General features: G+C 69.1%; 20 protein-coding genes. 9 read left to right on the top strand and 11 right to left on the bottom strand.

Annotated features, from left to right (window positions below; translation table 11 throughout):
* The first annotated feature begins 48 nt into the window (after positions 1–48).
* Together DJ019_RS05605 and DJ019_RS05600 are read left to right on the top strand one after the other, a co-directional pair.
* Complete coding sequence (locus tag DJ019_RS05605) at positions 49–456, top strand: EVE domain-containing protein (protein WP_111275010.1); 408 nt, start codon at positions 49–51, stop codon at positions 454–456.
* The gene (locus tag DJ019_RS05600; protein WP_111275009.1) at positions 456–773 is read left to right on the top strand and encodes a c-type cytochrome; all 318 of its coding nucleotides are present in this window, start codon (positions 456–458) and stop codon (positions 771–773) included. Before DJ019_RS05605 ends, DJ019_RS05600 begins: the two co-directional genes overlap by 1 nt.
* Here the strand turns inward: DJ019_RS05600 and DJ019_RS05595 are convergent.
* The gene (locus DJ019_RS05595) at positions 770–1153 is read right to left on the bottom strand and encodes a PaaI family thioesterase (RefSeq protein WP_111275008.1); all 384 of its coding nucleotides are present in this window, start codon (positions 1151–1153) and stop codon (positions 770–772) included. The two genes, DJ019_RS05600 and DJ019_RS05595, sit on opposite strands and share 4 nt — an antisense overlap.
* Before the next feature lie 200 nt (positions 1154–1353).
* Between DJ019_RS05595 and DJ019_RS05590 the strand changes: the two genes are divergently transcribed.
* Positions 1354–2385, top strand: coding sequence for an aspartate-semialdehyde dehydrogenase (locus tag DJ019_RS05590; protein WP_111275007.1), 1032 nt, complete (start codon positions 1354–1356; stop codon positions 2383–2385).
* A 1-nt stretch (position 2386) separates the two neighbouring features.
* Positions 2387–3322: an EamA family transporter RarD gene (gene rarD / locus DJ019_RS05585; protein WP_111275006.1), complete on the top strand. Its 936-nt coding sequence runs from the start codon at positions 2387–2389 to the stop codon at positions 3320–3322.
* Positions 3323–3621: 299 nt separating this feature from the next.
* On the opposite strand, the gene DJ019_RS05580 is transcribed toward rarD, so the two are convergent.
* The 4 genes from DJ019_RS05580 to ahcY form a co-directional block, all read right to left on the bottom strand.
* Positions 3622–4746, bottom strand: a complete 1125-nt coding sequence (locus DJ019_RS05580) for a serine hydrolase domain-containing protein (protein ID WP_111275005.1) — start codon at positions 4744–4746, stop codon at positions 3622–3624.
* A 2-nt stretch (positions 4747–4748) separates the two neighbouring features.
* On the bottom strand, positions 4749–5030 hold the full coding sequence (locus tag DJ019_RS05575) for an acylphosphatase (RefSeq protein ID WP_111275004.1): 282 nt from the start codon (positions 5028–5030) through the stop codon (positions 4749–4751).
* Between the two features lies 1 nt (position 5031).
* Complete coding sequence (locus DJ019_RS05570; protein ID WP_111275003.1) at positions 5032–5877, bottom strand: PfkB family carbohydrate kinase; 846 nt, start codon at positions 5875–5877, stop codon at positions 5032–5034.
* Between the two features lie 178 nt (positions 5878–6055).
* The gene (gene ahcY, locus DJ019_RS05565; RefSeq protein ID WP_111275002.1) at positions 6056–7447 is read right to left on the bottom strand and encodes an adenosylhomocysteinase; all 1392 of its coding nucleotides are present in this window, start codon (positions 7445–7447) and stop codon (positions 6056–6058) included.
* 159 nt (positions 7448–7606) lie between these two features.
* Between ahcY and bioB the strand changes: the two genes are divergently transcribed.
* From bioB to DJ019_RS05550, 3 genes are all read left to right on the top strand, one after another.
* Positions 7607–8596 carry a biotin synthase BioB gene (gene bioB, locus DJ019_RS05560; protein ID WP_111275001.1) on the top strand — a complete coding sequence of 330 codons (990 nt, stop codon included), beginning with the start codon at positions 7607–7609 and terminating at the stop codon, positions 8594–8596.
* A gap of 86 nt (positions 8597–8682) precedes the next feature.
* The gene (locus tag DJ019_RS05555) at positions 8683–9639 is read left to right on the top strand and encodes an ABC transporter ATP-binding protein (protein WP_420849848.1); all 957 of its coding nucleotides are present in this window, start codon (positions 8683–8685) and stop codon (positions 9637–9639) included.
* Positions 9636–10397, top strand: a complete 762-nt coding sequence (locus DJ019_RS05550; RefSeq protein WP_111274999.1) for an ABC transporter permease — start codon at positions 9636–9638, stop codon at positions 10395–10397. The genes DJ019_RS05555 and DJ019_RS05550 overlap by 4 nt, the downstream gene beginning before the upstream one ends.
* Positions 10398–10403: 6 nt before the next feature.
* On the opposite strand, the gene DJ019_RS05545 is transcribed toward DJ019_RS05550, so the two are convergent.
* Genes DJ019_RS05545 through DJ019_RS05525 form a run of 5 tightly spaced genes read right to left on the bottom strand, consistent with a single transcriptional unit; the run spans position 10404 to position 13902 of the window.
* On the bottom strand, positions 10404–10682 hold the full coding sequence (locus DJ019_RS05545; RefSeq protein WP_240606409.1) for an HPr family phosphocarrier protein: 279 nt from the start codon (positions 10680–10682) through the stop codon (positions 10404–10406).
* 1 nt (position 10683) lies between these two features.
* Positions 10684–11088: a PTS sugar transporter subunit IIA gene (locus DJ019_RS05540; protein WP_111274997.1), complete on the bottom strand. Its 405-nt coding sequence runs from the start codon at positions 11086–11088 to the stop codon at positions 10684–10686.
* Positions 11089–11148: 60 nt separating this feature from the next.
* Positions 11149–11586, bottom strand: coding sequence for an HPr kinase/phosphorylase (locus DJ019_RS05535; protein WP_111274996.1), 438 nt, complete (start codon positions 11584–11586; stop codon positions 11149–11151).
* Complete coding sequence (locus tag DJ019_RS05530; RefSeq protein WP_111274995.1) at positions 11583–13211, bottom strand: stimulus-sensing domain-containing protein; 1629 nt, start codon at positions 13209–13211, stop codon at positions 11583–11585. Before DJ019_RS05530 ends, DJ019_RS05535 begins: the two co-directional genes overlap by 4 nt.
* The gene (locus DJ019_RS05525; protein WP_111274994.1) at positions 13180–13902 is read right to left on the bottom strand and encodes a response regulator transcription factor; all 723 of its coding nucleotides are present in this window, start codon (positions 13900–13902) and stop codon (positions 13180–13182) included. The genes DJ019_RS05530 and DJ019_RS05525 overlap by 32 nt, the downstream gene beginning before the upstream one ends.
* 160 nt (positions 13903–14062) lie before the next feature.
* Between DJ019_RS05525 and DJ019_RS05520 the strand changes: the two genes are divergently transcribed.
* The gene (locus tag DJ019_RS05520; RefSeq protein WP_338066065.1) at positions 14063–15763 is read left to right on the top strand and encodes a hypothetical protein; all 1701 of its coding nucleotides are present in this window, start codon (positions 14063–14065) and stop codon (positions 15761–15763) included.
* Between the two features lie 7 nt (positions 15764–15770).
* Here the strand turns inward: DJ019_RS05520 and DJ019_RS05515 are convergent, their stop codons facing one another.
* The gene (locus DJ019_RS05515; RefSeq protein WP_111275485.1) at positions 15771–17153 is read right to left on the bottom strand and encodes an amino acid permease; all 1383 of its coding nucleotides are present in this window, start codon (positions 17151–17153) and stop codon (positions 15771–15773) included.
* A gap of 111 nt (positions 17154–17264) precedes the next feature.
* Here DJ019_RS05515 and DJ019_RS05510 point away from each other — a divergent pair, with 111 nt between their 5' ends.
* Positions 17265–19016 carry a DUF885 domain-containing protein gene (locus tag DJ019_RS05510; protein WP_111274992.1) on the top strand — a complete coding sequence of 584 codons (1752 nt, stop codon included), beginning with the start codon at positions 17265–17267 and terminating at the stop codon, positions 19014–19016.
* The last annotated feature ends 67 nt before the right edge of the window (positions 19017–19083 follow it).

Here is a 19083-nt window from a genome sequence, read left to right as displayed (position 1 = left end):
ACGCGCGCCCAGGCGTGGCATGGTCCGCACGACGCAAGGAGGTGCGGCATGGCCCGCTGGCTGGTGAAATCCGAACCCGCGAAATACGCCTTCGCGGACCTGCAGCGGGACGGGACGACCGTGTGGGACGGTGTGCGCAACAACGCCGCCGCCCTGCACCTGAAGGCCATGAAGGTCGGCGACGAGGTGCTCTACTACCACTCCCAGGAGGGGCTGGCGGTCGTCGGGATCGCGCGGGTGACCCGGGAGGCCTTTCCGGATGCGACGGACCCGGCGGGCCGGTTCGTGGCCGTGGAGCTCGCGCCGGTGCGGCCGCTGAAGCAGCCGGTCACCCTCCAGGCGATGAAGGCCAATCCCGCCCTCGCCGATCTGGCCATGATCCGCCAGTCGCGCCTGTCGGTCTCGCCAGTGCGCGACGGCGAGTGGGCCGCGATTCTCCAGATGGCGGGGGACTGATGCGTCGCGCGATCGCCCTTGTCGCGGCCCTCTCGCTGGCGGCGCCGGCGCTGGCCAAGACGCCCGCTCCCGTGAAGCGGGGCCATGAGCTGGCCCGTCAGGCCTGCGCGAGCTGCCACGCGGTGGAGCCGGGCGGGACCAGCCCAAACCCCAAGGCCGCGCCGCTGGCCAGCCGCGACATGCGGCACGTCGCCGGCATCGAGGGCCGCCTCGCCCGCCTGACCCGCGAGGGTCACTACGGCATGCCACCCCAGGCGCTCACCGACGAGCAGGTGCGGGACCTGCTCGCCTACATCGAGAGCCTGGCGCCCCGTTAGCCTTGGATGGTCATCTGGGTCTGGATCACCAGGGCCAGCAGCTTGCCGTCCGCATTGGTGATCCGGGTCTGCCAGACGCTGGACCGCCGGCCCACGTGCAGTGGGGTCGCCTCGCCCTGAACCACGGATCCCACGGGCGCCGAGCCCAGGAAGTTCGTCTTGCTTTCCAGGGTCGTGGTCCGAGCGCCGGGCTCCAGGTTCATGACCCCGCCGATCGCGCCGAGCGCATCGGCGAAGGCCATGAAGGCGCCGCCGTGCAGGATGCCGCCGGCGGTGCAGAGGTCTTCCCGCACGGTCAGGCGTCCGACCACGCGGTCCTTGCTTCGCTCCACGATCTCCAGGCCCATGAGGTTGGAAAAGGGCATGCCGGTATCGGCCAAGGTCGATTCTCCTTCGATCCCGCGTCGTCTACCGGCCGGGCCTGCACGGTGTTTCGACGCAGACCGTAGTATGCGAGCCCGTCACGGGTCTCCCGGCCAGCGCTGCGCAGCCTAGCTGATTGTCACATCAGGTTCGCTCGCCTTGCGTCGGCGGGCCGGGGGGCGTACGGGAACCCGCCCCAGATTTGAGGAGTATGCCGATGGGTTACCGGGTCGCCGTCGTCGGCGCCACGGGCAACGTGGGTCGCGAGATGCTGAATATCCTCGAGGAAGTGAACTTCCCCGTGGACAAGATCCACGCGATCGCCTCCCGCAACTCCATCGGGGTCGAGGTCTCGTTCGGCGAGCAGATCGTCAAGTGCGAGGACATCGAGCAGTTCGACTTCTCGACCGTCGACCTGGTGCTGATGAGCGTCTCGGGCAGCTTCTCCAAGCAGTGGTCGCCCAAGATCGGCGCCGCCGGCCCGATCGTGATCGACAACTCGTCGGCCTGGCGCATGGACCCCGACGTGCCGCTGATCGTGCCCGAGGTGAACCCGGACGACGTCAGCTACGCCCACAAGAAGAACATCATCGCCAACCCCAACTGCTCGACCGCCCAGCTCGTGGTGGCCCTGAAGCCGCTGCACGACGCGGCGAAGATCAAGCGGGTGGTGGTGGCGACCTACCAGTCGGTTTCCGGCGCCGGGAAGGAAGGCATGGACGAGCTCTGGGACCAGACCAAGGGCGTCTTCGTCCTCGGCCCGGGCGAGCCCAAGAAGTTCCCCAAGCAGATCGCCTTCAACGTCATCCCCTTCATCGGGTCGTTCCGCGACGACGGCTACACCGACGAAGAGGCCAAGATGTGGGACGAGACCCACAAGATGATCGACCCGGAGATCAAGCTGACCGTCACGTGCGTACGCGTGCCGGTGATGGTGGGCCACTCCGAGGCGGTGAACATCGAGTTCCACAACGCCATCGACGAGGACGAGGCGCGGGAGATCCTGCGCGAGGCCCCCGGCGTCATCGTGATCGATAAGCGCGAGCCCACCGGCTACATCACGCCCAAGGAAGCCCAGGGCGAATTCCCGGTCTACGTCAGCCGCATCCGCAAGGACCCGACCGTCGATCACGGCCTGTCCCTGTGGGTGGTCGCCGACAACCTTCGCAAGGGCGCGGCGCTGAATGCGGTGCAGATCGCCGAGCTGCTGCACGAGCGCGGCCTGATCAAGTCGAAGGTCGACGCCTGAGATGACGTCCTCGCCCGCGCCCGGCGGCGAGTCCCGCCTGGCGCTGGGGGCGGGGATCGCCTGCTACTTCATCTGGGGCTTCGTGCCCCTGGTCTTCCAGGCCATCGGGCGCCACGGCGTCGGGCCGTGGGAAATGCTGGCCGAGCGTATCGTCTGGAGCGTTCCCGCGGCAGGCCTCCTGGTGATCCTGGCGGGCCAGGCGAGCCAGGTCGCCGCCGTGCTGCGCCGGCCGCGGGTGCTGGCCTGGCTCGGCGTCTCGTCGGTGCTGATCGCGCTGAACTGGGTCGTCTTCATCTGGGCGGTGAACACGGGCCGCCTGCTGGAGACCAGCCTCGGCTACTACATCAACCCTCTGGTCAACATGGCCGCGGGCGCGTTGCTGTTCCGTGAGCGGATCGACCGGATCGGCTACGTCGCCATCGGCCTCGCCCTGGTTGGCGTGGTCTTCCAGGCGGCCGCGCTAGGTCATCTGCCCTGGGTCTCGCTGGTGCTGGCGTTCAGCTTCGCGGGCTACGGCGTGGTGCGCAAGCAGGTCGCCGCCGACGCCCAGACCGGCCTCCTCGTGGAGTGCCTGGTGCTGGGCCTTCCCAGCCTGGCCTTCATCGCCTGGATCGAGACCCGCGGCGCCGGTCACTTCACCCAGGATGTCTCTACCGCCTTGTGGCTGATCGCCTCGGGTCCGATCACCGCCGTGCCGCTCGTGCTGTTCGCCTGGGCCGCCCGACGCATCCCGCTCTCGGCCATGGGCTTCCTGCAGTTCATCGCACCGACCATCAGCTTCACCATCGGCCTGAGCCAGGGGGAGGTGTTCACCCCGGTTCGCGCCGTCTCGTTCGCCTTCATCTGGTGCGGGGCGGCGGTGTTCCTCTACGGCGCATGGCGGCGGACACGTCTGGCCGCGCGGGCGCAAGCCGAGGTCCGTGCGGCCGGGCAATAACCTGCCCGGCCCGATTTGCGATTCCGCATATCGCAACTGCGAAATTGCTGATCTATGCAGCGTTCAGATGGTGCTATCCATCTGATGTCCGACGGACAGCCCCGCTCCCCCGGGGCCCTAACTGAAACTCATGGTGTGTGTCATGACCCTCTACCGCTTCGAAGCTTCGTTCGACCGGCTGGCCCCGGCCTTCCTGATCGCCCTGGGCCTGGTCGCCGCGTTCGCCATCGCCGGGATCGGCGGATAGGACCTTCGGAAATGGACGGAGGAGGGCCCCTCGCGGGCCCTTTTTCGTGCGATCAGAGCGCGGCGTAGGCGAGCTCGATCAGACGCTTGGGACGAGCGTCGCCCATCAGGGCCACGCCCTGACGGTTCATCACATAAGCGCCGCCCAACCGTCGCTCGGGGTCGGCGAAGGCGCAGGCGCCGCCCCAGCCCGAGTGGCCGAAGGCTTGCTCGGCCGGACCCCAGGGATAGTTCGGGGGATTGCGCATGACCCCGGCGCCCCAGCTCATCACGAAAGGCAGCACCAGGTCCTGGCCACTTATCCGCTCCCGGGCCAGCTCGGCGATCATTGCGGGCGACAGGATCTGGTCTCCGTCCAGCCAGCCGTCGTTGGCGACGGCTCCGAACAGTCGCGCCAGGGCCTCGGCGGTGGCGTAGCCGTTGGTGGACGGGACCTCCATGCGCCGATAGTCCGCGCCGGCCTTCCCGGCCGCGGACGACCAGGGCGCCAGGAAGGCCGCGCGGGTCGCCGCGTTGATCTCGCCGAACTCGGGCATGGCGCTGGGCCGCTGCAGCTCGGCGACACGATCCTCGACTCCGGCGGGGAGGCCGATCCACAGATCGAGGCCGTGCGGCCCGCCGATGTCTTCGCGGAAGGCGGTCCCGATCGAGCGGCCGTCCACCCGCCGGAAGATCTCGCCCACGATGTAGCCCACCGTCACGGGGTGATAGCCCGAGGCCGCGCCGGGCGGCCACATCGGCGCCATCGCCGCGAGCTTCGCGCAGATGGCCTCCCAGTCGGCCCAGAGACCCGCATCCATCGGATCGGGGAATCCGGGTAGCCCCGCCTGGTGCGAGATGGCCTGCTCGATGGTGACCTCGCCCTTGCCGGCCTGGGCGAACTCGGGCCAGACGCTCGCGACGGTCTGGCCGTAGTCCAGGCGGCCCTGGTCGACCAGTCGGGCGATCATCACGGCGGCGACGGCCTTGGTCGTGGAGAACACGGGCGCCAGGGTGCGATCGCCCCAGGGAATGGTGCGGCGCCTGTCCGCGAAGCCGCCCCACAGGTCCAGAACGACCTCACCGCCCTCCACCAGCGTGAAGCGCGCGCCCAGTTCCTCGCCGGCGGCGAAGCTGGCCGCGAAGGCGTCCTTCACCGCGGCGAACCGTGCCGGCGCGACGCCTGCGATCTCCACCATGCTCAGACCGTGGCCCTCTGCTCGAAACCGTCTGCGCCGTCGTCCGCGGCGGGCTCCGTGGTGACGGAACGCACCTCGGCGGCGGCCGGTCCGGGATGGCAGGACTCCACGAGTTGCGCAATGGCCGCCGGCTCACCGATCGCGAGCGCCTCCACCGCCCCATCGCGGCGGTTGCGAACCCAGCCGGCGAGGCCGAGTTCGTCAGCCCGGGCGCTCAGCCACCAGCGGAAGCCCACGCCCTGCACCCGGCCCTCGACGCGGATCAGGGCGGCCACACGCGCCATGTCAGAGAGGCTCGGTCCGAATGGCGGCGGTCGGCCGGACGATCCGGTCGGCCAGGGACACGATGGGCAGTTCGGTCGCCTTCCAGGCCGTCGCGGCGTCGACCGCCTCGGCGGCGGCGCCAGCGGCGCGCAGCGCCGCGTCGAGCGGGTCCATGCCCTCGACCAGGCCGGCTCCGAAGCTGGCGGCGACCAGGTCCCCCGTGCCATTCGGCGCGCTCGGCTGACGTGGGTGGGCGAGGAGCACGGCCCGCGCCTTGTCCACATAGAGCAGCGCGATCTCGCCCTCGCCCGCGGGAACCGAGGTGATCAGGGCCGGCCGTCCCAACGCGCGCGCCGCGTCCCTGGCCTCAGCCGCCGTGGCGATCTCACGCCCGGTCAGGAAACCCAGCTCCCACAGGTTGGGCGTGATCCAGTCGGCCTGGGGCACGAGGTGTCGCGCCACGGCATCGGCGACCTCCGGCCGCACATAGAGCCCCCTCGGCGCGTCGCCCAGGATCGGATCCACCAGCACCAGGGGGCGTGGGCCCAGCGCATTGTCCTGACCGGCGTTGCGCACACGCCCGATGACGCCAGCGGCGATCTCCACCTGTTCGGCGCTGGAGAAGTGGCCCGTCAGGATCAGGTCGACGAGGCCGAACACGGCGTCGGCCTCGATGTCGCCCAGCATGCGGCGGAACACATCCGGCGACGTGGCCTCGCCCCGGGCGCCCTTCGCGGGCGTGCGGCCGAACATCGCCGTCGGCGCCAGCACCGGATCGATCTTGTGCGCGGCCAGCACATACTGCTGCGCCGCCCCGCCGATCCGGGAGGCGGCCACGAAGGATGACATGATGAGGGCGAGCGGCACGTCGAGGCCCCTAACCCGGCGGCCCGCGGTAGACCAGTGTTATTCTACCGCTAATGGTGAACGGGGCTGTCGGGCCCGATCGAGGGTTGTCCAATCGCCAGGCGTCGCGCGCCTTGCACGACAACGCCGCCGGAGCGCTGGGCCCCGACGGCGCGTCGTTCGTCCCTGGAGAGGGCGATCAGTAGCGGTAGTGCTCGGGCTTGAACGGCCCTTCGACGGTCACGCCGATGTAGTCGGCCTGGTCCTTCGACAGCTTGGTCAGCTTGGCGCCCAGCTTATCGAGGTGGAGCATGGCCACCTTCTCGTCGAGGTGCTTGGGCAGGGTGTAGACCTTGGTCTCGTACTTGGCGCCATTCACCCAGAGCTCGATCTGGGCGAGGGTCTGGTTGGTGAACGAGGCGCTCATCACGAAGCTGGGGTGGCCGGTGGCGTTGCCCAGGTTCACGAGGCGGCCTTCCGACAGGACGATGATCTTCTTGCCGTCCGGGAATTCCACGTGGTGGACCTGCGGCTTGATCTCGTCCCACTTGAAGTTGCGCAGGCCGGCGATCTGGATCTCGGAATCGAAGTGGCCGATGTTGCAGACGATGGCGTTGTTCTTCATCCGACGCATGTGGTCGACGGTCAGAACGTCCTTGTTGCCGGTGGCCGTGCAGAAGATGTCGCCCTTGTCGGCGGCGTCTTCCATCGTCACCACTTCATAGCCTTCCATGGCCGCCTGCAGGGCGCAGATCGGGTCGACTTCGGTGACCATGACGCGCGCGCCACCGTTGCGGAGCGAGGCCGCCGAGCCCTTGCCGACGTCGCCGTAGCCGAGGACCACCGCGACCTTGCCCGCCAGCATCACGTCGGTGCCCCGGCGGATGGCGTCCACCAGGCTCTCGCGGCAGCCGTACAGGTTGTCGAACTTCGACTTCGTCACGCTGTCGTTGACGTTGATGGCCGGGAACGGCAGCTCGCCGCGCTCGGACATCTGGTACAGGCGGTGCACGCCCGTGGTGGTCTCTTCCGACACGCCCTTGATGGACTTGCGGATCGCCGAATAGAAGCCGGGCTTCTCCTTCAGATACCGCTTCATGACGGTGAAGAGGGCTTCCTCTTCCTCGTTGGTCGGGTTCTCGAGCAGGCTCGGATCCTTCTCGGCCTTGGGGCCCAGAACGCAGAGCAGGGTCGCGTCGCCGCCGTCGTCGAGGATCAGGTTCGGGTAGCCGCCATCGTGCCACTCGAAGATCTTGTGCGCGTATTCCCAGTACTCGACCAGGGTCTCGCCCTTGATCGCGAACACCGGCGTACCCTTGGCGGCGATCGCGGCGGCGGCATGGTCCTGGGTCGAGAAGATGTTGCACGAGGCCCAGCGGACCTCGGCGCCAAGCGCCTGCAGCGTCTCGATCAGAACCGCCGTCTGGATGGTCATGTGCAGCGAGCCGGCGATCCGCGCGCCCTTCAGCGGCTGCGCCTTGCCGTACTCGGCGCGGGTCGCCATCAGACCGGGCATTTCGGTCTCGGCGATCTCGATTTCCTTGCGGCCCCAGTCGGCGAGCGACAGGTCCTTCACCACGTAGTCGGTCATCTTCAGTCCTGATGTCGGGAATCCGTTGCCCGCCCTATAGCGGCGCCGGCCCAATCTATCAAGGAAGACATAAAGAAGTCTTTATGTGAATGGCGTTGCCCGCCGCAGCGTGACGGAGGTATCCGAGCGCTCCCCCCCCCCGGACCGGAGCCTCCCCCGATGAACGCCCCCTTTCGTCACGCCGATCCCGCCCAACCGCGCCATGACTGGACGCTCGACGAGATCGAGACGCTGTTCGAGCTGCCGTTCACCGAGCTGGTGTTCCGCGCAGCCGAGGTCCACCGGCGCTGGTTCGACCCCACCGAGCTCCAGCTCTCGCAACTGCTGTCGGTGAAGACCGGCGGCTGCCCGGAGGACTGCGGCTACTGCAGCCAGTCCCAGCACTTCAAGACCGCGACGAAGGCGTCGAAGCTGCTGGACGCCGACACCGTCATCGCGGCGGCGGCCGAGGCCAAGGCCGGCGGCGCGCAGCGCTTCTGCATGGGGGCTGCGTGGCGCGACCTGAAGGACCGCGACCTGCCGAAGGTGGCGGCGATGATCTCGGGCGTGAAGGCGCTGGGCCTGGAGACCTGCGCCACGCTCGGCATGCTGACGCCGGACCAGGCGAAGTCGCTGAAGGCGGCGGGCCTGGATTACTACAACCACAACCTCGACACCGGCCCGGACTACTACGACAAGGTGGTCACCACCCGGACCTACCAGGACCGGCTCGACACCCTGGCGGCCGTGCGCGACGCCGGCATGAACACCTGCTGCGGCGGCATCGTCGGCATGGGCGAGACGCGCCGCGACCGCGCCGGGCTGCTGCACCAGCTCGCCACCCTGCCGGCCCACCCGGACAGCCTGCCGATCAATGACCTGATGCCGATCCCTGGCACGCCGCTGGGGGACTCCAAGGCCGTCGATCCGCTGGAATTCGTCCGGATGATCGCCGTCGCCCGAATCGTCTGCCCGAAGTCGATGGTCCGCATCGCCGCGGGCCGCGAGCACATGAGCCGCGAACTGCAGTCGCTCTGCTTCCTCGCCGGCGCCAACTCGATCTTCGTCGGCGCCCGCCTGCTCACCACCGACAACCCCGGCCGAGACAACGATGACGCCCTTCTGGCGGATTTGAAGATGAGGCCGATGGGCGAACGCGCCCAGGCCTGACCGCAGGCTGCTGACACATTCCGGCGCCGTCGCGGCTACATCGGCTGTTGTCGGCGTCGCCCTAGCTCCGCCGTCCTAAGACACCTATCTGGGGAACTCCTGAGGGGGGGCGCGTGCAGCCGATCATCACCATCGAGGGCCTGTCGAAGACCTACGCCGGCGGGTTCCAGGCGCTGAAGGGCGTCGACCTCACCATCAGGCGCGGTGAGATCTTCGCCCTGCTGGGCCCGAACGGCGCAGGCAAGACCACGATGATCGGCATCGTCTGCGGTCTCGTGCGCGCCACCGGCGGGCGGGTCGTCGCCGACGGCCACGACATCCAGAAGGACTTCCGCGCCGCGCGGGCCAAGATCGGCCTCGTGCCCCAGGAGATCTCCACCGACGCTTTCGAGACCGTCTGGGACACGGTGCGGTTCAGCCGCGGCCTCTTCGGCAGGGCGCCCAATGACGCCCATCTGGAAAAGGTGCTGAAGTCCCTCAGCCTATGGGACAAGAAGGACGCCAAGATCATGGCGCTGTCCGGCGGCATGAAGCGGCGCGTGATGATCGCCAAGGCCCTCAGCCACGAGCCGTCGATCCTGTTCCTCGACGAGCCTACCGCCGGTGTGGACGTGGAGCTGCGCCGCGACATGTGGGAGCTCGTGCGCCAGCTCCGCGAGAGCGGCGTCACCATCATCCTCACGACCCATTACATTGAGGAGGCGGAGGAGATGGCCGACCGCATCGGCGTGATCTCCCGCGGCGAGCTGATCCTGGTGGAGGACAAGGACGTCCTCATGCGCAAGCTGGGCAGGAAACAGCTCACCCTCCACCTGCAGGAGCCGCTCGCGGCGGTCCCGGCGGGCCTGGAAACCTATGGCCTCGAGCTGGCGAACGGCGGCGCCGACCTGATCTACGCCTTCGACGCCCAGGCCGACTCCACGGGCATCGCGGACCTCCTGAAGCGCCTCACCGAGCGGGGGATCGACTTCAAGGATCTCCGCACCGAGGAGAGCAGCCTCGAAGACATCTTCGTGAGCCTGGTCAAAGGAGGGCGCGCATGAACGTCCACGCGATCCGCGCCATCTACCAGTTCGAGATGAACCGCTGGCGGCGCACCATCGTCCAGAGCGTGGCCGCCCCGGTGATCACGACCTCGCTCTATTTCATCGTCTTCGGGGCGGCGATCGGCAGCCGGATGCCCGAGATCGACGGGGTCAGCTACGGCGCCTTTATCGTGCCGGGCCTCCTGATGCTGTCGATCCTGACCGAAAGCATCTCGAACGGCTCGTTCGGCATCTACATGCCGAAGTTCGCCGGCACGATCTACGAGGTGTTGTCCGCGCCGATCTCGGCCGCCGAGACCGTGCTGGGGTACGTCGGCGCAGCGGCCACCAAGTCGATGATCCTTGGCCTGATCATCCTCGCCACGGCGCGGATCTTCGTGCCCTACGAGATCCAGCATCCGTTCGTCATGCTGGCCTTCCTGGCGCTGACGTCCGTGACCTTCAGCCTGTTCGGCTTCCTGACCGGCATCTGGGCCGACGGGTGGGAGAAGCTGTCGATCATCCCGATGCTGGTGGTGACGCCGCTGACGTTCCTGGGCGGCAGCTTCTATTCGATCGAGATGCTGCCGGGCGTCTGGAAGACGATCGCCCTGTTCAACCCTGTGGTCTACCTGGTCAGCGGCTTCCGCTGGAGCTTCTACGGCACGTCCGACGTGGGCGTTGGCGTCAGCCTCGCCGCCACCCTGGGCGTGCTGGCGCTCTGCCTGGCGGCGGTGACCTGGATCTTCCGGACGGGCTGGCGGCTGAAGACCTGAACGGTCCTACTCGTCCTCGTCGAACCGGCGCTGGACCAGGTCGGTCAGGGCCGACACGGCCTCTTCTGCCTGGTCGCCCTCGGCCGCGATCTCGATGCAGCAGCCCGGCGCGGCCGCCAGCATCATCAGGCCCATGATCGATCGCGCGTCCACCGTCTGGCCGTCCTTGGAGACGGTGACCTCGGCGTCGTAGGCGGCGGCGAGCTTGACGAACTTGGCCGAGGCCCGCGCGTGCAGGCCCCGCTTGTTCACGATCTCGACGGTGCGGTTGGCGGCTTCGCTCAGCTCACTTCTCTCCGGCCAGGACGTAGGAGGCCACGGAGATGTACTTTCGCCCGGCTTCCTGCGCCGCTGCAACAGCATCTTGGAGGCTGCAGCGCGTGCGCACGGACGCCAGCTTGATGAGCATGGGCAGGTTGAGGCCGGCGATCACCTCGGCCCGGGTCTGCTCCATCACCGAGATCGCGAGGTTCGAAGGCGTGCCGCCGAACATGTCGGTCAGGAGGATGACTCCCGTACCGCTCTCGACGCGCCCGCAGGCGGCCAGGATGTCCTGGCGACGACGTTCCATGTCGTCCTCGGGTCCGATGCAGATGGCCTCGACCGCGGCCTGCGGCCCGACCACATGCTCCATGGCGCAGATGAACTCTTGCGCGAGCCGGCCGTGCGTGACGATCACAAGGCCGATCATGCCTGACAATCCAAGGGTATCCCCACCCGTGCCGGCGCCCGAGGAGGGGCGCGAGCGGAGCTAAATACGCCTCTTGTGCGCAGCGTCAAAGACCTCCAGCGCGCGGCCGAGTTTCGCAGGGGCCGAGATTTCAAAAGGATCTGCCGCCAGGAGTGGAATCGGAACACCCAGGATCGCCTCGGTTGCGCGCTCCGGCATCCGCTCCGCCGGCGGTTCGAGCTGGACCGCCATCACGACCTCGCAGAACGGGACCGGCTCCACCGGCAGGACATCGAGGCCTCGGACCTCGATGAGCCCGCTGAGCGTGTCGGGCGCCCGGCCGTAGAGGCGTCCGGCCGCTTCCCACAGCACCACCCGGTCGTCCGCCACCAGACGGAACCCCTCGCCCAGAGCCCGCAGCGCCAGATCGCTCTTCCCGGCGCCGGACGGTCCCCGGATCAGCAGGCCGCGCCAGGTCCCGCCCAGCCGACGGGCGATCAGACCCGCATGGACGATCACGGCCGCGCTTCCGGCAGTGTCAGGGTGAACAGGGCGCCCAGAACCTTGCCTCCCTCGCCGGTGCGGTTTTCGGCCCGCAGGGCGCCGCCATGCGCCTGGGCGATCTGGCGGGCGATGGACAGGCCCAGCCCGGAGTTGCCGCCGAAGGCCGCCCCCTTGGGACGCGAGGTGTAGAACCGCTCGAAGACCGTCTCGAGGTTCTCGGGCGGGATGCCCGGCCCGTTGTCCGACACGAACACCAGGGCCTCGCCCCTGGCGCTCGCGAGCCCGACCGTGACCACATCGCCGGGCGGACTGAACGAGCGGGCGTTGTCGACGAGGTTGCGCAGCACCTGGCCCAGCGGCCCCTCGCGGCCCAGGACCGTCACCGCTTCCATGCCGAGGTGCGGAGAGAATTCCACGCGCACGTCACCGGGCTTGGCCGTGGCCTCGTAGGTCGCCACGATGTCGGCGATGAGCCGGCCCAGGTCCAGCAGCCTGGGCTGATCGCGCGAAAGCTCGGCGTCGAGACGCGAGGCGTTGGAGATGTCGGTGACCAGCCGGTCCAGGCGCTGGACGTCGTTCTTGAGAATGCCGAGCAGCCGGTCCCGCGCCGCCGGGTCGCTGACCAGATCCAGCGTCTCCACCGCCGAGCGGAGGGAGGTGAGGGGATTGCGGATCTCGTGCGCCACGTCGGCGGCGAACGCCTCGATCGCGTCCATCCGCTCGGAGAGGGCGTGGGTCATCGATTCCAGGCTGCGCGTCAGGTCGCCCACCTCATCGTCCCGCCGCGCCAGGTCGGGCAGCGAGATCGCCCGCGCCCGCGCCGCGCGCACCCGGTCCGCCGCCCGCGCCAGCCGCAGCACAGGCTGAGCGACCAGGCTGTTGAGCAGCAGCGACGACACCACGTTCACGGCCACGGCGATGAGGATGAACGGGATCAGCGCCGCCCGCTCGCGCGCGATGATGGCGTCCACGTCGCTGGCCTCCAGCGTCACCACGCCCAGGACCGCGCGGACGTGCCGGATGGGGATCGAGACCGAAACCACCCGATCGCCGCGATCGCCGGCGCGCATGCCCGCCTGATGACTTCCGCCCAGGGCGGCCGAGACCTCCCGCTGCAGGGCCCGCTCCACCTCCTGCCTGGACGGCGGCGCGATCCGGGGCATGAGCCGGAAGCCTTCCTCCTCGTCGTCCCGGGCCCGCGCCGGCGGCAGGTCGCGACGTTCGACCTCGTCGGCCATCCAGTCGGAATCGGCGACCAGCCGCCCCTTGCTGTCGAACAGCCTGGCGCGCTGGGCCTTGGGATTGGAGAGCGTCTGCAGCAGCTCGGTCGCCAGGGCCGCATCCATCTGCGGCTCGGGCTCGCCGACGGTGGCCGCCTGGTTCAGGATGGACGCGATCAGTTCGCCCTGCGTCGTGAGGCTGTCGATCCGGGCGTTCACGAGCCCCCGGCGCAACTCGTTCAGCACGAGGGCTCCCGACACCAGGATCGCCAGGCCGAGCAGGTTCAGCGCCAGGATCAGCCGGCCGAGACGCGAACCCGGCAGGCCACGGAACCGCCTCGCCGGCCGCGGCCGCTCCCACGGCGGCGCGCGGTCCGGCGCCGAGGTCTCAGGACTCCCGGTATCGGTAGCCGACGCCATAGAGGGTTTCGATCGCGTCGAACTCAGGGTCCACCTCGCGGAACTTCTTCCGCATGCGCTTGATGTGGCTGTCGATCGTGCGGTCGTCGACATAGACCTGATCGTCGTAGGCCGCGTCCATCAGGTTGTCGCGGCTCTTCACGAAGCCGGGGCGCTGGGCCAACGACTGCAGGAGCAGGAACTCGGTGACCGTGAGCTTCACCGGCTTTCCGTCCCACAGGCTCTCGTGTCGCGCGGGATCCAGGGTGAGCTTCCCGCGCTTGAGGGCCCGGCCGGCCGCGTCGCCGCCCGGCGCCGCCGTCGGACCCGCGGCCTCGTCGGCCTCCCCGCGGCCAGCGCGGCGGAGCACCGCCTTCACCCGCTCGATGAGCAGTCGCTGGCTGAACGGCTTGTGGATGTAGTCGTCGGCCCCGAGGTTGAAGCCGAGGATCTCGTCGATCTCCTCGTCCTTGGAGGTCAGGATGATCACGGGGATGTCCGAGGTGCGGCGCAGTCGGCGCAGCACTTCCATGCCGTCCATCCGCGGCATTTTGACGTCGAGGATCGCCACGTCGGGCGGATCGTTCTCGAGCGCGGCGAGGCCCGCAGCCCCGTCGTAGTAGGCTTTCACCGTGTGGCCGTGGCTCTCCAGCGCCAGGCTGACCGACGTCACGATGTTCTCGTCGTCGTCGACGAGGGTGATCTTCGCCATCGCGGTGGAACTCTCCTTAACCCAAGCGTGCAACCTATTGAGCCTTCACCGTGGCCTCAATGGGGCCGTGCCGAAACCGAACAAAGTCAACGTGGCCTTAAGTTTATCTGCCGAAACTGATCCCCTCGCGCTTGGGGGGTAGCGAGGAATGAGCGGTCGAGTGCATTTCGAAGTCTTCATACGGAAGGTCCCGGGGGCCCCGTGGACGCTCGATCTCGCGACCGAGAATCGCACGCTCGCGCTCCAGACGGCGCAGGAGTTGATGGACGAAGGCCGCATCGCTGCGGTGCGCGTCTCCAAGGAGGTCTTCGACGAGGAGACCCGGGAGTTCTCGTCGGCCATCATCCTGAAACTGGGCGCCGCCGAATATACCGCCAAGGTCCGCCCCCAGGCCGAGCCGCAGCCGCTCTGTGTGACGCCGCAGGATCTCTACACCCTCCATGCCCGCGAGCGCATCGGCCGCCTGCTGGAGGGATGGCTCGAGCGTAACAACGCCACGCCGTTCGAGCTGTTGCATCGCCCCGACCTGGTCGAGAAGCTGGAAGCTTCCGGCGTCGACCTGCAGCACGCCATCCAGAAGGTGGCCGTCCCCGAGGCGCACGCGCGCTCGATGTCGGTGCATGAACTGATGCGGGTCTTCCACACGCTGATCGAGCGCGCGGTGTCCCGGCTGATGAAGGACCACCGCCGGGGCGCGCTCCCGGACGTGGACAAGGAGGGCTTCGCGGCCGCCGCCGAGCGCCTGGCGCAGGATCCGGAGCGCGGCTACCTGCTGGGCGCGGGCGTCGCCGCTTCGATCGCCCCCGCGAAGAACTGGTCCGACAAGGTGGACCGGCTGATGGACCTGGCCGACGCCGCCCCCGAAAGCGGCCTCGGCCGCGGCGCGGCGCTGGCGGTGATCCAGCAGCCGCTCGCCGAGATTCTCGAGACCAAGCCCGGCATGACCGACATCATGGGCAAGGCCCAGGATCTCGGCGCGAACCTCGCCGCCATGACCCGGCTGGCCGCCTATGAAGCGGTGGAAAGCCTGATCGCGGTCGAGAAGTCGGTGCAGAAGATCATGCCGCCGATGTCGCCGCTGGCGGTCCGGCTGGCGAAGTGGCTCTCGGGGGACAATTTCCAGGATGTCCGGGGCGCCATCGGCCGCCGCATCCTGCGCGAGCTGACGGGCCCCCGCCGCCTCTGTCCGGGCGACGCCGAGCGCGAGATCCACGTGCTTCGCGCGCTGGCCATGTCGCTCACCGCCGCGTCCGGCAAGCTGCTGCCGCTGGAAGAGGTGCAGACCGCCTTCGGCGCGCGGTCGAAGATGCTGGTCACGGGAGACTTCGTGGAGGCCTATCTCGGCCAGGGCCGATCGGCGCACGACGAGATCGAGGCCCTGATCTGGCTGACCGAGAACGTGATTGGCGCGGCCAATAAGCGGCAGGCGGGAAGCTGGCTGAAGGCGCTGGTCGGCTCGCTGCGCTTCGAGAAGGAGATGCTGCACGGGCCGACCGAGACGGCGCCGGGGCGCCTGGCCCAGCTCGCGGCCCTGCATCGCGCCGTCGGCCGCTGCGGTCTCGTGCCCGAGGACTACGAGCCGATCCAGGAGCGGCTGGGCGAGGTCGGCGGCCGCGTCGAGACGGAAGCGCGGCTCACCCAGGCCGTGGCCCGGGCCAACGCCCCGATCATCAACCGCCTTGTCCTGCTGCTCCGCCTGGCGGCCGGCGAGACGGCGCCGCGCGGACCGGCGTCCATACGCGCCCGGTCCGAGGCCCTGAAGCTGTTCAAGCTGGACTCCACCCGGGCGGAGCTGGCGGCTGCGCCCGAGCAGATGGCCCAGGTCCGCGACCTGATCCATGCGGCCGGGATGGCCGCCTGACGCAGGCTCAGCCCGCCAGGGCGCTCCGTGATCTGCCGTAGGCCAGATAGGCCGCCACGCCGATCGCGCTCCAGACGAAGAAGAACACGATCGTCTTCGCCGACAGGCTGGTGAACAGATAGAGGCAGCCGGCCACCGCGGCGGGCGCGACGACCCATACCAGCGGGGTGGCGAAGGGCCGCTCCAGGTCGGGCGCCCGGCGCCGCAGCACCATGACGGCGCAGGCCGTGGCGATGAACGCGGCCAGGGTGCCCGCATTGGCCAGGGCGGCGATTTCGTCCAGCGGCATGACGCCCGCGATGATCGCCGACATGACGCCGGTCAGCACCGTGACGGCCACCGGGACGCCCCGCCGGTCGATCGCGGCGAGCCGCCGGGGCAGGAGCCCGTCGCGCGCCATGGCGAAGAACACCCGGCTCTGTCCGAACATGAACACCATGATCACCGTCGGCATGGCGACGACCGCCGCACCCGCGATCACGGCGGCGGCGCCGGGCTGGCCCAGTTCGCGCAGGACGAACGCCAGGGGCTCCGGGCTCTTTGAGAACAGGTCGAACGGCACGGCCCCCAGGGCAGCCGCGGCCACGACCATGTAGATCAGGGTGCAGATCGCCATCGAACCGACGATGCCGATGGTCAGGTCGCGCTTGGGATCCTTGGCCTCCTCCGCCGCCGTCGAGATGGCGTCGAAGCCGTAGAAGGCGAAGAAGATGATCGCCGCCGCGCCCATCACCCCCACCTTGTGACCATCCACCTCGTGCGCCCCGAAGCCGAACGGCGCGAAGGGTTCGAAGTTGGCGGCGTCGAAGGCGGGCAGCGTCAGGGCGACAAAGGCCGCCAGCGCGACCAGCTTCACGATCACCAGGACGAAGTTCACCGTCGCGCTTTCGTGGGTGCCGGCCAGCAGCACGCCGGTCACCACCAGGGCGATGAAGATGGCGGGGACGTCGATCAGCCCGCCGGCCAGCAGGGCGTCGGGCACGCCCCAGCCGGCATCGCGGATCAGGCCCGAGGCGTAGCCGGACCAGCCCACCGACACGGCGCTGCACACCAGGGTGTATTCCAGGATGAGCGCCCAGCCGATGATCCAGGCGACGCCCTCGCCAAGCGCCACGTAGGAATAGGTGTAGGCGCTGCCGGCCTGCGGCGTCAGGCTGGCCATCTCGGCGTAGCACAGCGCGGCGCACGCGCAGACGAGGCCCGCCACCGCGAACGAGATGATCACCGCAGGGCCCGCGAGCCCCGCCGCGACGCCGGTCAGGGTGTAGATGCCCGTACCGATGATGGCGCCGACGCCCAGGGCGACGAGATGCGGCCAGCCCAGCGACTTCTTCAGGCCGTGCGCCGGCGCGGCAAGCTCCAGCGCCTTCCGGCGAGTGATGAAACTCATGGCCGCCCCCTGCTTGCAGAACGCGGATTTGGCCTGCGTCGCGCCGTGCTGCCAAGCCTTGGCGCCGGCCGCGATGCGCGCCAGCTTGGCCGCCACGCCGGAGACCCTCGCATGCGCCGCCTGCTGATCGCCCTAGCTTTGACCTTCGCCGCCGGCCCCGCCCTGGCTGACGACACGGCCCTGAACCGCCTGGTCGCGGACTACGAGGCCTATGCGCTGAGCCAGGACCCGATCACGGCCGGCCGCGAGGGGGACCGCAAGGCGCAGACGCGCCTGCCCGACATCTCCTCGGGCGCCGACGTCCTGCGCCGGAGCGCGTTCGAGGAGTTCAGGTCCCGACTTGCCGGCATCGATCCCGCCGGGCTGTCGGCGGAGGCGCGGCTGAACCGCGACTTCCTGGCCTGGACCCTGGACCGGCGGCTCCAGAGCCTGTCGTTCGACGAGGCCCGCTGGGCGTTCAACAGCGACTCCGGCTTCGACCAGGACCTGAGCTACCTCGGCTCGGTCACCCACCTCGACACCGAAGCCGACGCCAAGGCCTGGATCCTCCGCCTGCGCGCCGCGCCCCGCTACTATGCGCGCGCCATCGAGAACGCCCGGCGCGGCGTCCGCTCCGGCTTCACCCAGCCCCGAGCGACCGCGGAGTCGGTGCTCGTCCGGGCCCGCGCCGCGGCGGCGGCGCCCCTGGAGAGCGACCCCCTTCTCAAGCCCTTCGATCGCGCCAAGCTCCCGCCGGAGAAGCTCGCGGAGATGAGGGCGGTGGCCCTGGCCGTGGTGCGCGACGAGATCCGGCCGGCCCAGCGGGAGTTCGCTCTCTTCATGGAGCGGGAATACGTCCCCGCCGCCCGCAAGGGACTGGGCATCCGCAGCGTGAAGGGGGGCGAGGCCTACTACCGGTGGCTGGTGCGCGACCACACGACCACCAGCCTGACCCCCGACGAGATCCACGCGATCGGCCAGGCCGAGGTCGCCCGCATCCGCGCCGAGATGGGAAAGGTGATGCTCGAGACGGGCTGGACCGGCGACCTCCCTTCCTTCATCGCCATGCTGCGCAAGGACCCGCGCTTCTACGCGACCTCCCGCCAGGACCTGATGGAGAAGGCCTCGGAGATCGCCAAGCGGGTGGACGACCAGCTTCCTCGCTGGTTCGCGACCCTGCCCCGGCTGCCCTACGGCGTCCGGCAGGTGCCGGCGGAGATCGAGGATGGCTACACCACGGGCCGCTACTTCTCGGGATCGCCGAGGCAGGGCGTCGCGGGCGGCTACATGGTCAACACCAGCCACCTCGACCAGCGGGCGCTCTACGAGCTGCCGGCGCTGACCCTGCATGAGGCCGCGCCGGGCCACCACATCCAGATCGCCCTTGGCCAGGAGTTGGAGGGCGTGCCGTCGTTCCGCCGCAACGCCGACGTCACCGCCTTCACCGAAGGCTGGGGCCTCTATTCCGAGGAGCTCGGCGGCCACATGGGCATCTATCGCAACGCCTACGAGCGGTTCGGGCGGCTGTCATACGAGATGTGGCGCGCCTGCCGGCTGGTGGCCGACACCGGCATCCACTGGATGGGCTGGAGCCTGGAGAAGGCGCGGGCGTGCTTCACCGAGAACTCGGCCCTGTCGCCACTGAACATCGAGGTCGAACTGGCGCGGTACGTTTCCTGGCCCGGACAGGCCCTGGCCTACAAGATCGGGGAGCTTAAGCTGCTGGAGCTGCGCAAGCGGGCCAGCGAGAAGCTGGGCGACCGCTTCGATATCCGCCGCTTCCACGACGCCGTGCTGCTGGCGGGCCCATTGCCCCTCGACCTGCTCGAAGCGCGCATCGACGGCTGGATCGCGGCCGAGGCCACCCGCCCATCTGAACGCTGATCAGAAACATTGGCGAAACGCGCCGATGCTGCACTATGGCCTGACGTAACAAAGATATTGCGGGTGG

The organism is Phenylobacterium kunshanense, assembly GCF_003254525.1.
GTDB lineage: Bacteria > Pseudomonadota > Alphaproteobacteria > Caulobacterales > Caulobacteraceae > Phenylobacterium > Phenylobacterium kunshanense.
The sequence above is the reverse complement of the archived record's forward strand: the minus strand, read 5'-3'. Positions and strand labels throughout refer to the sequence as shown.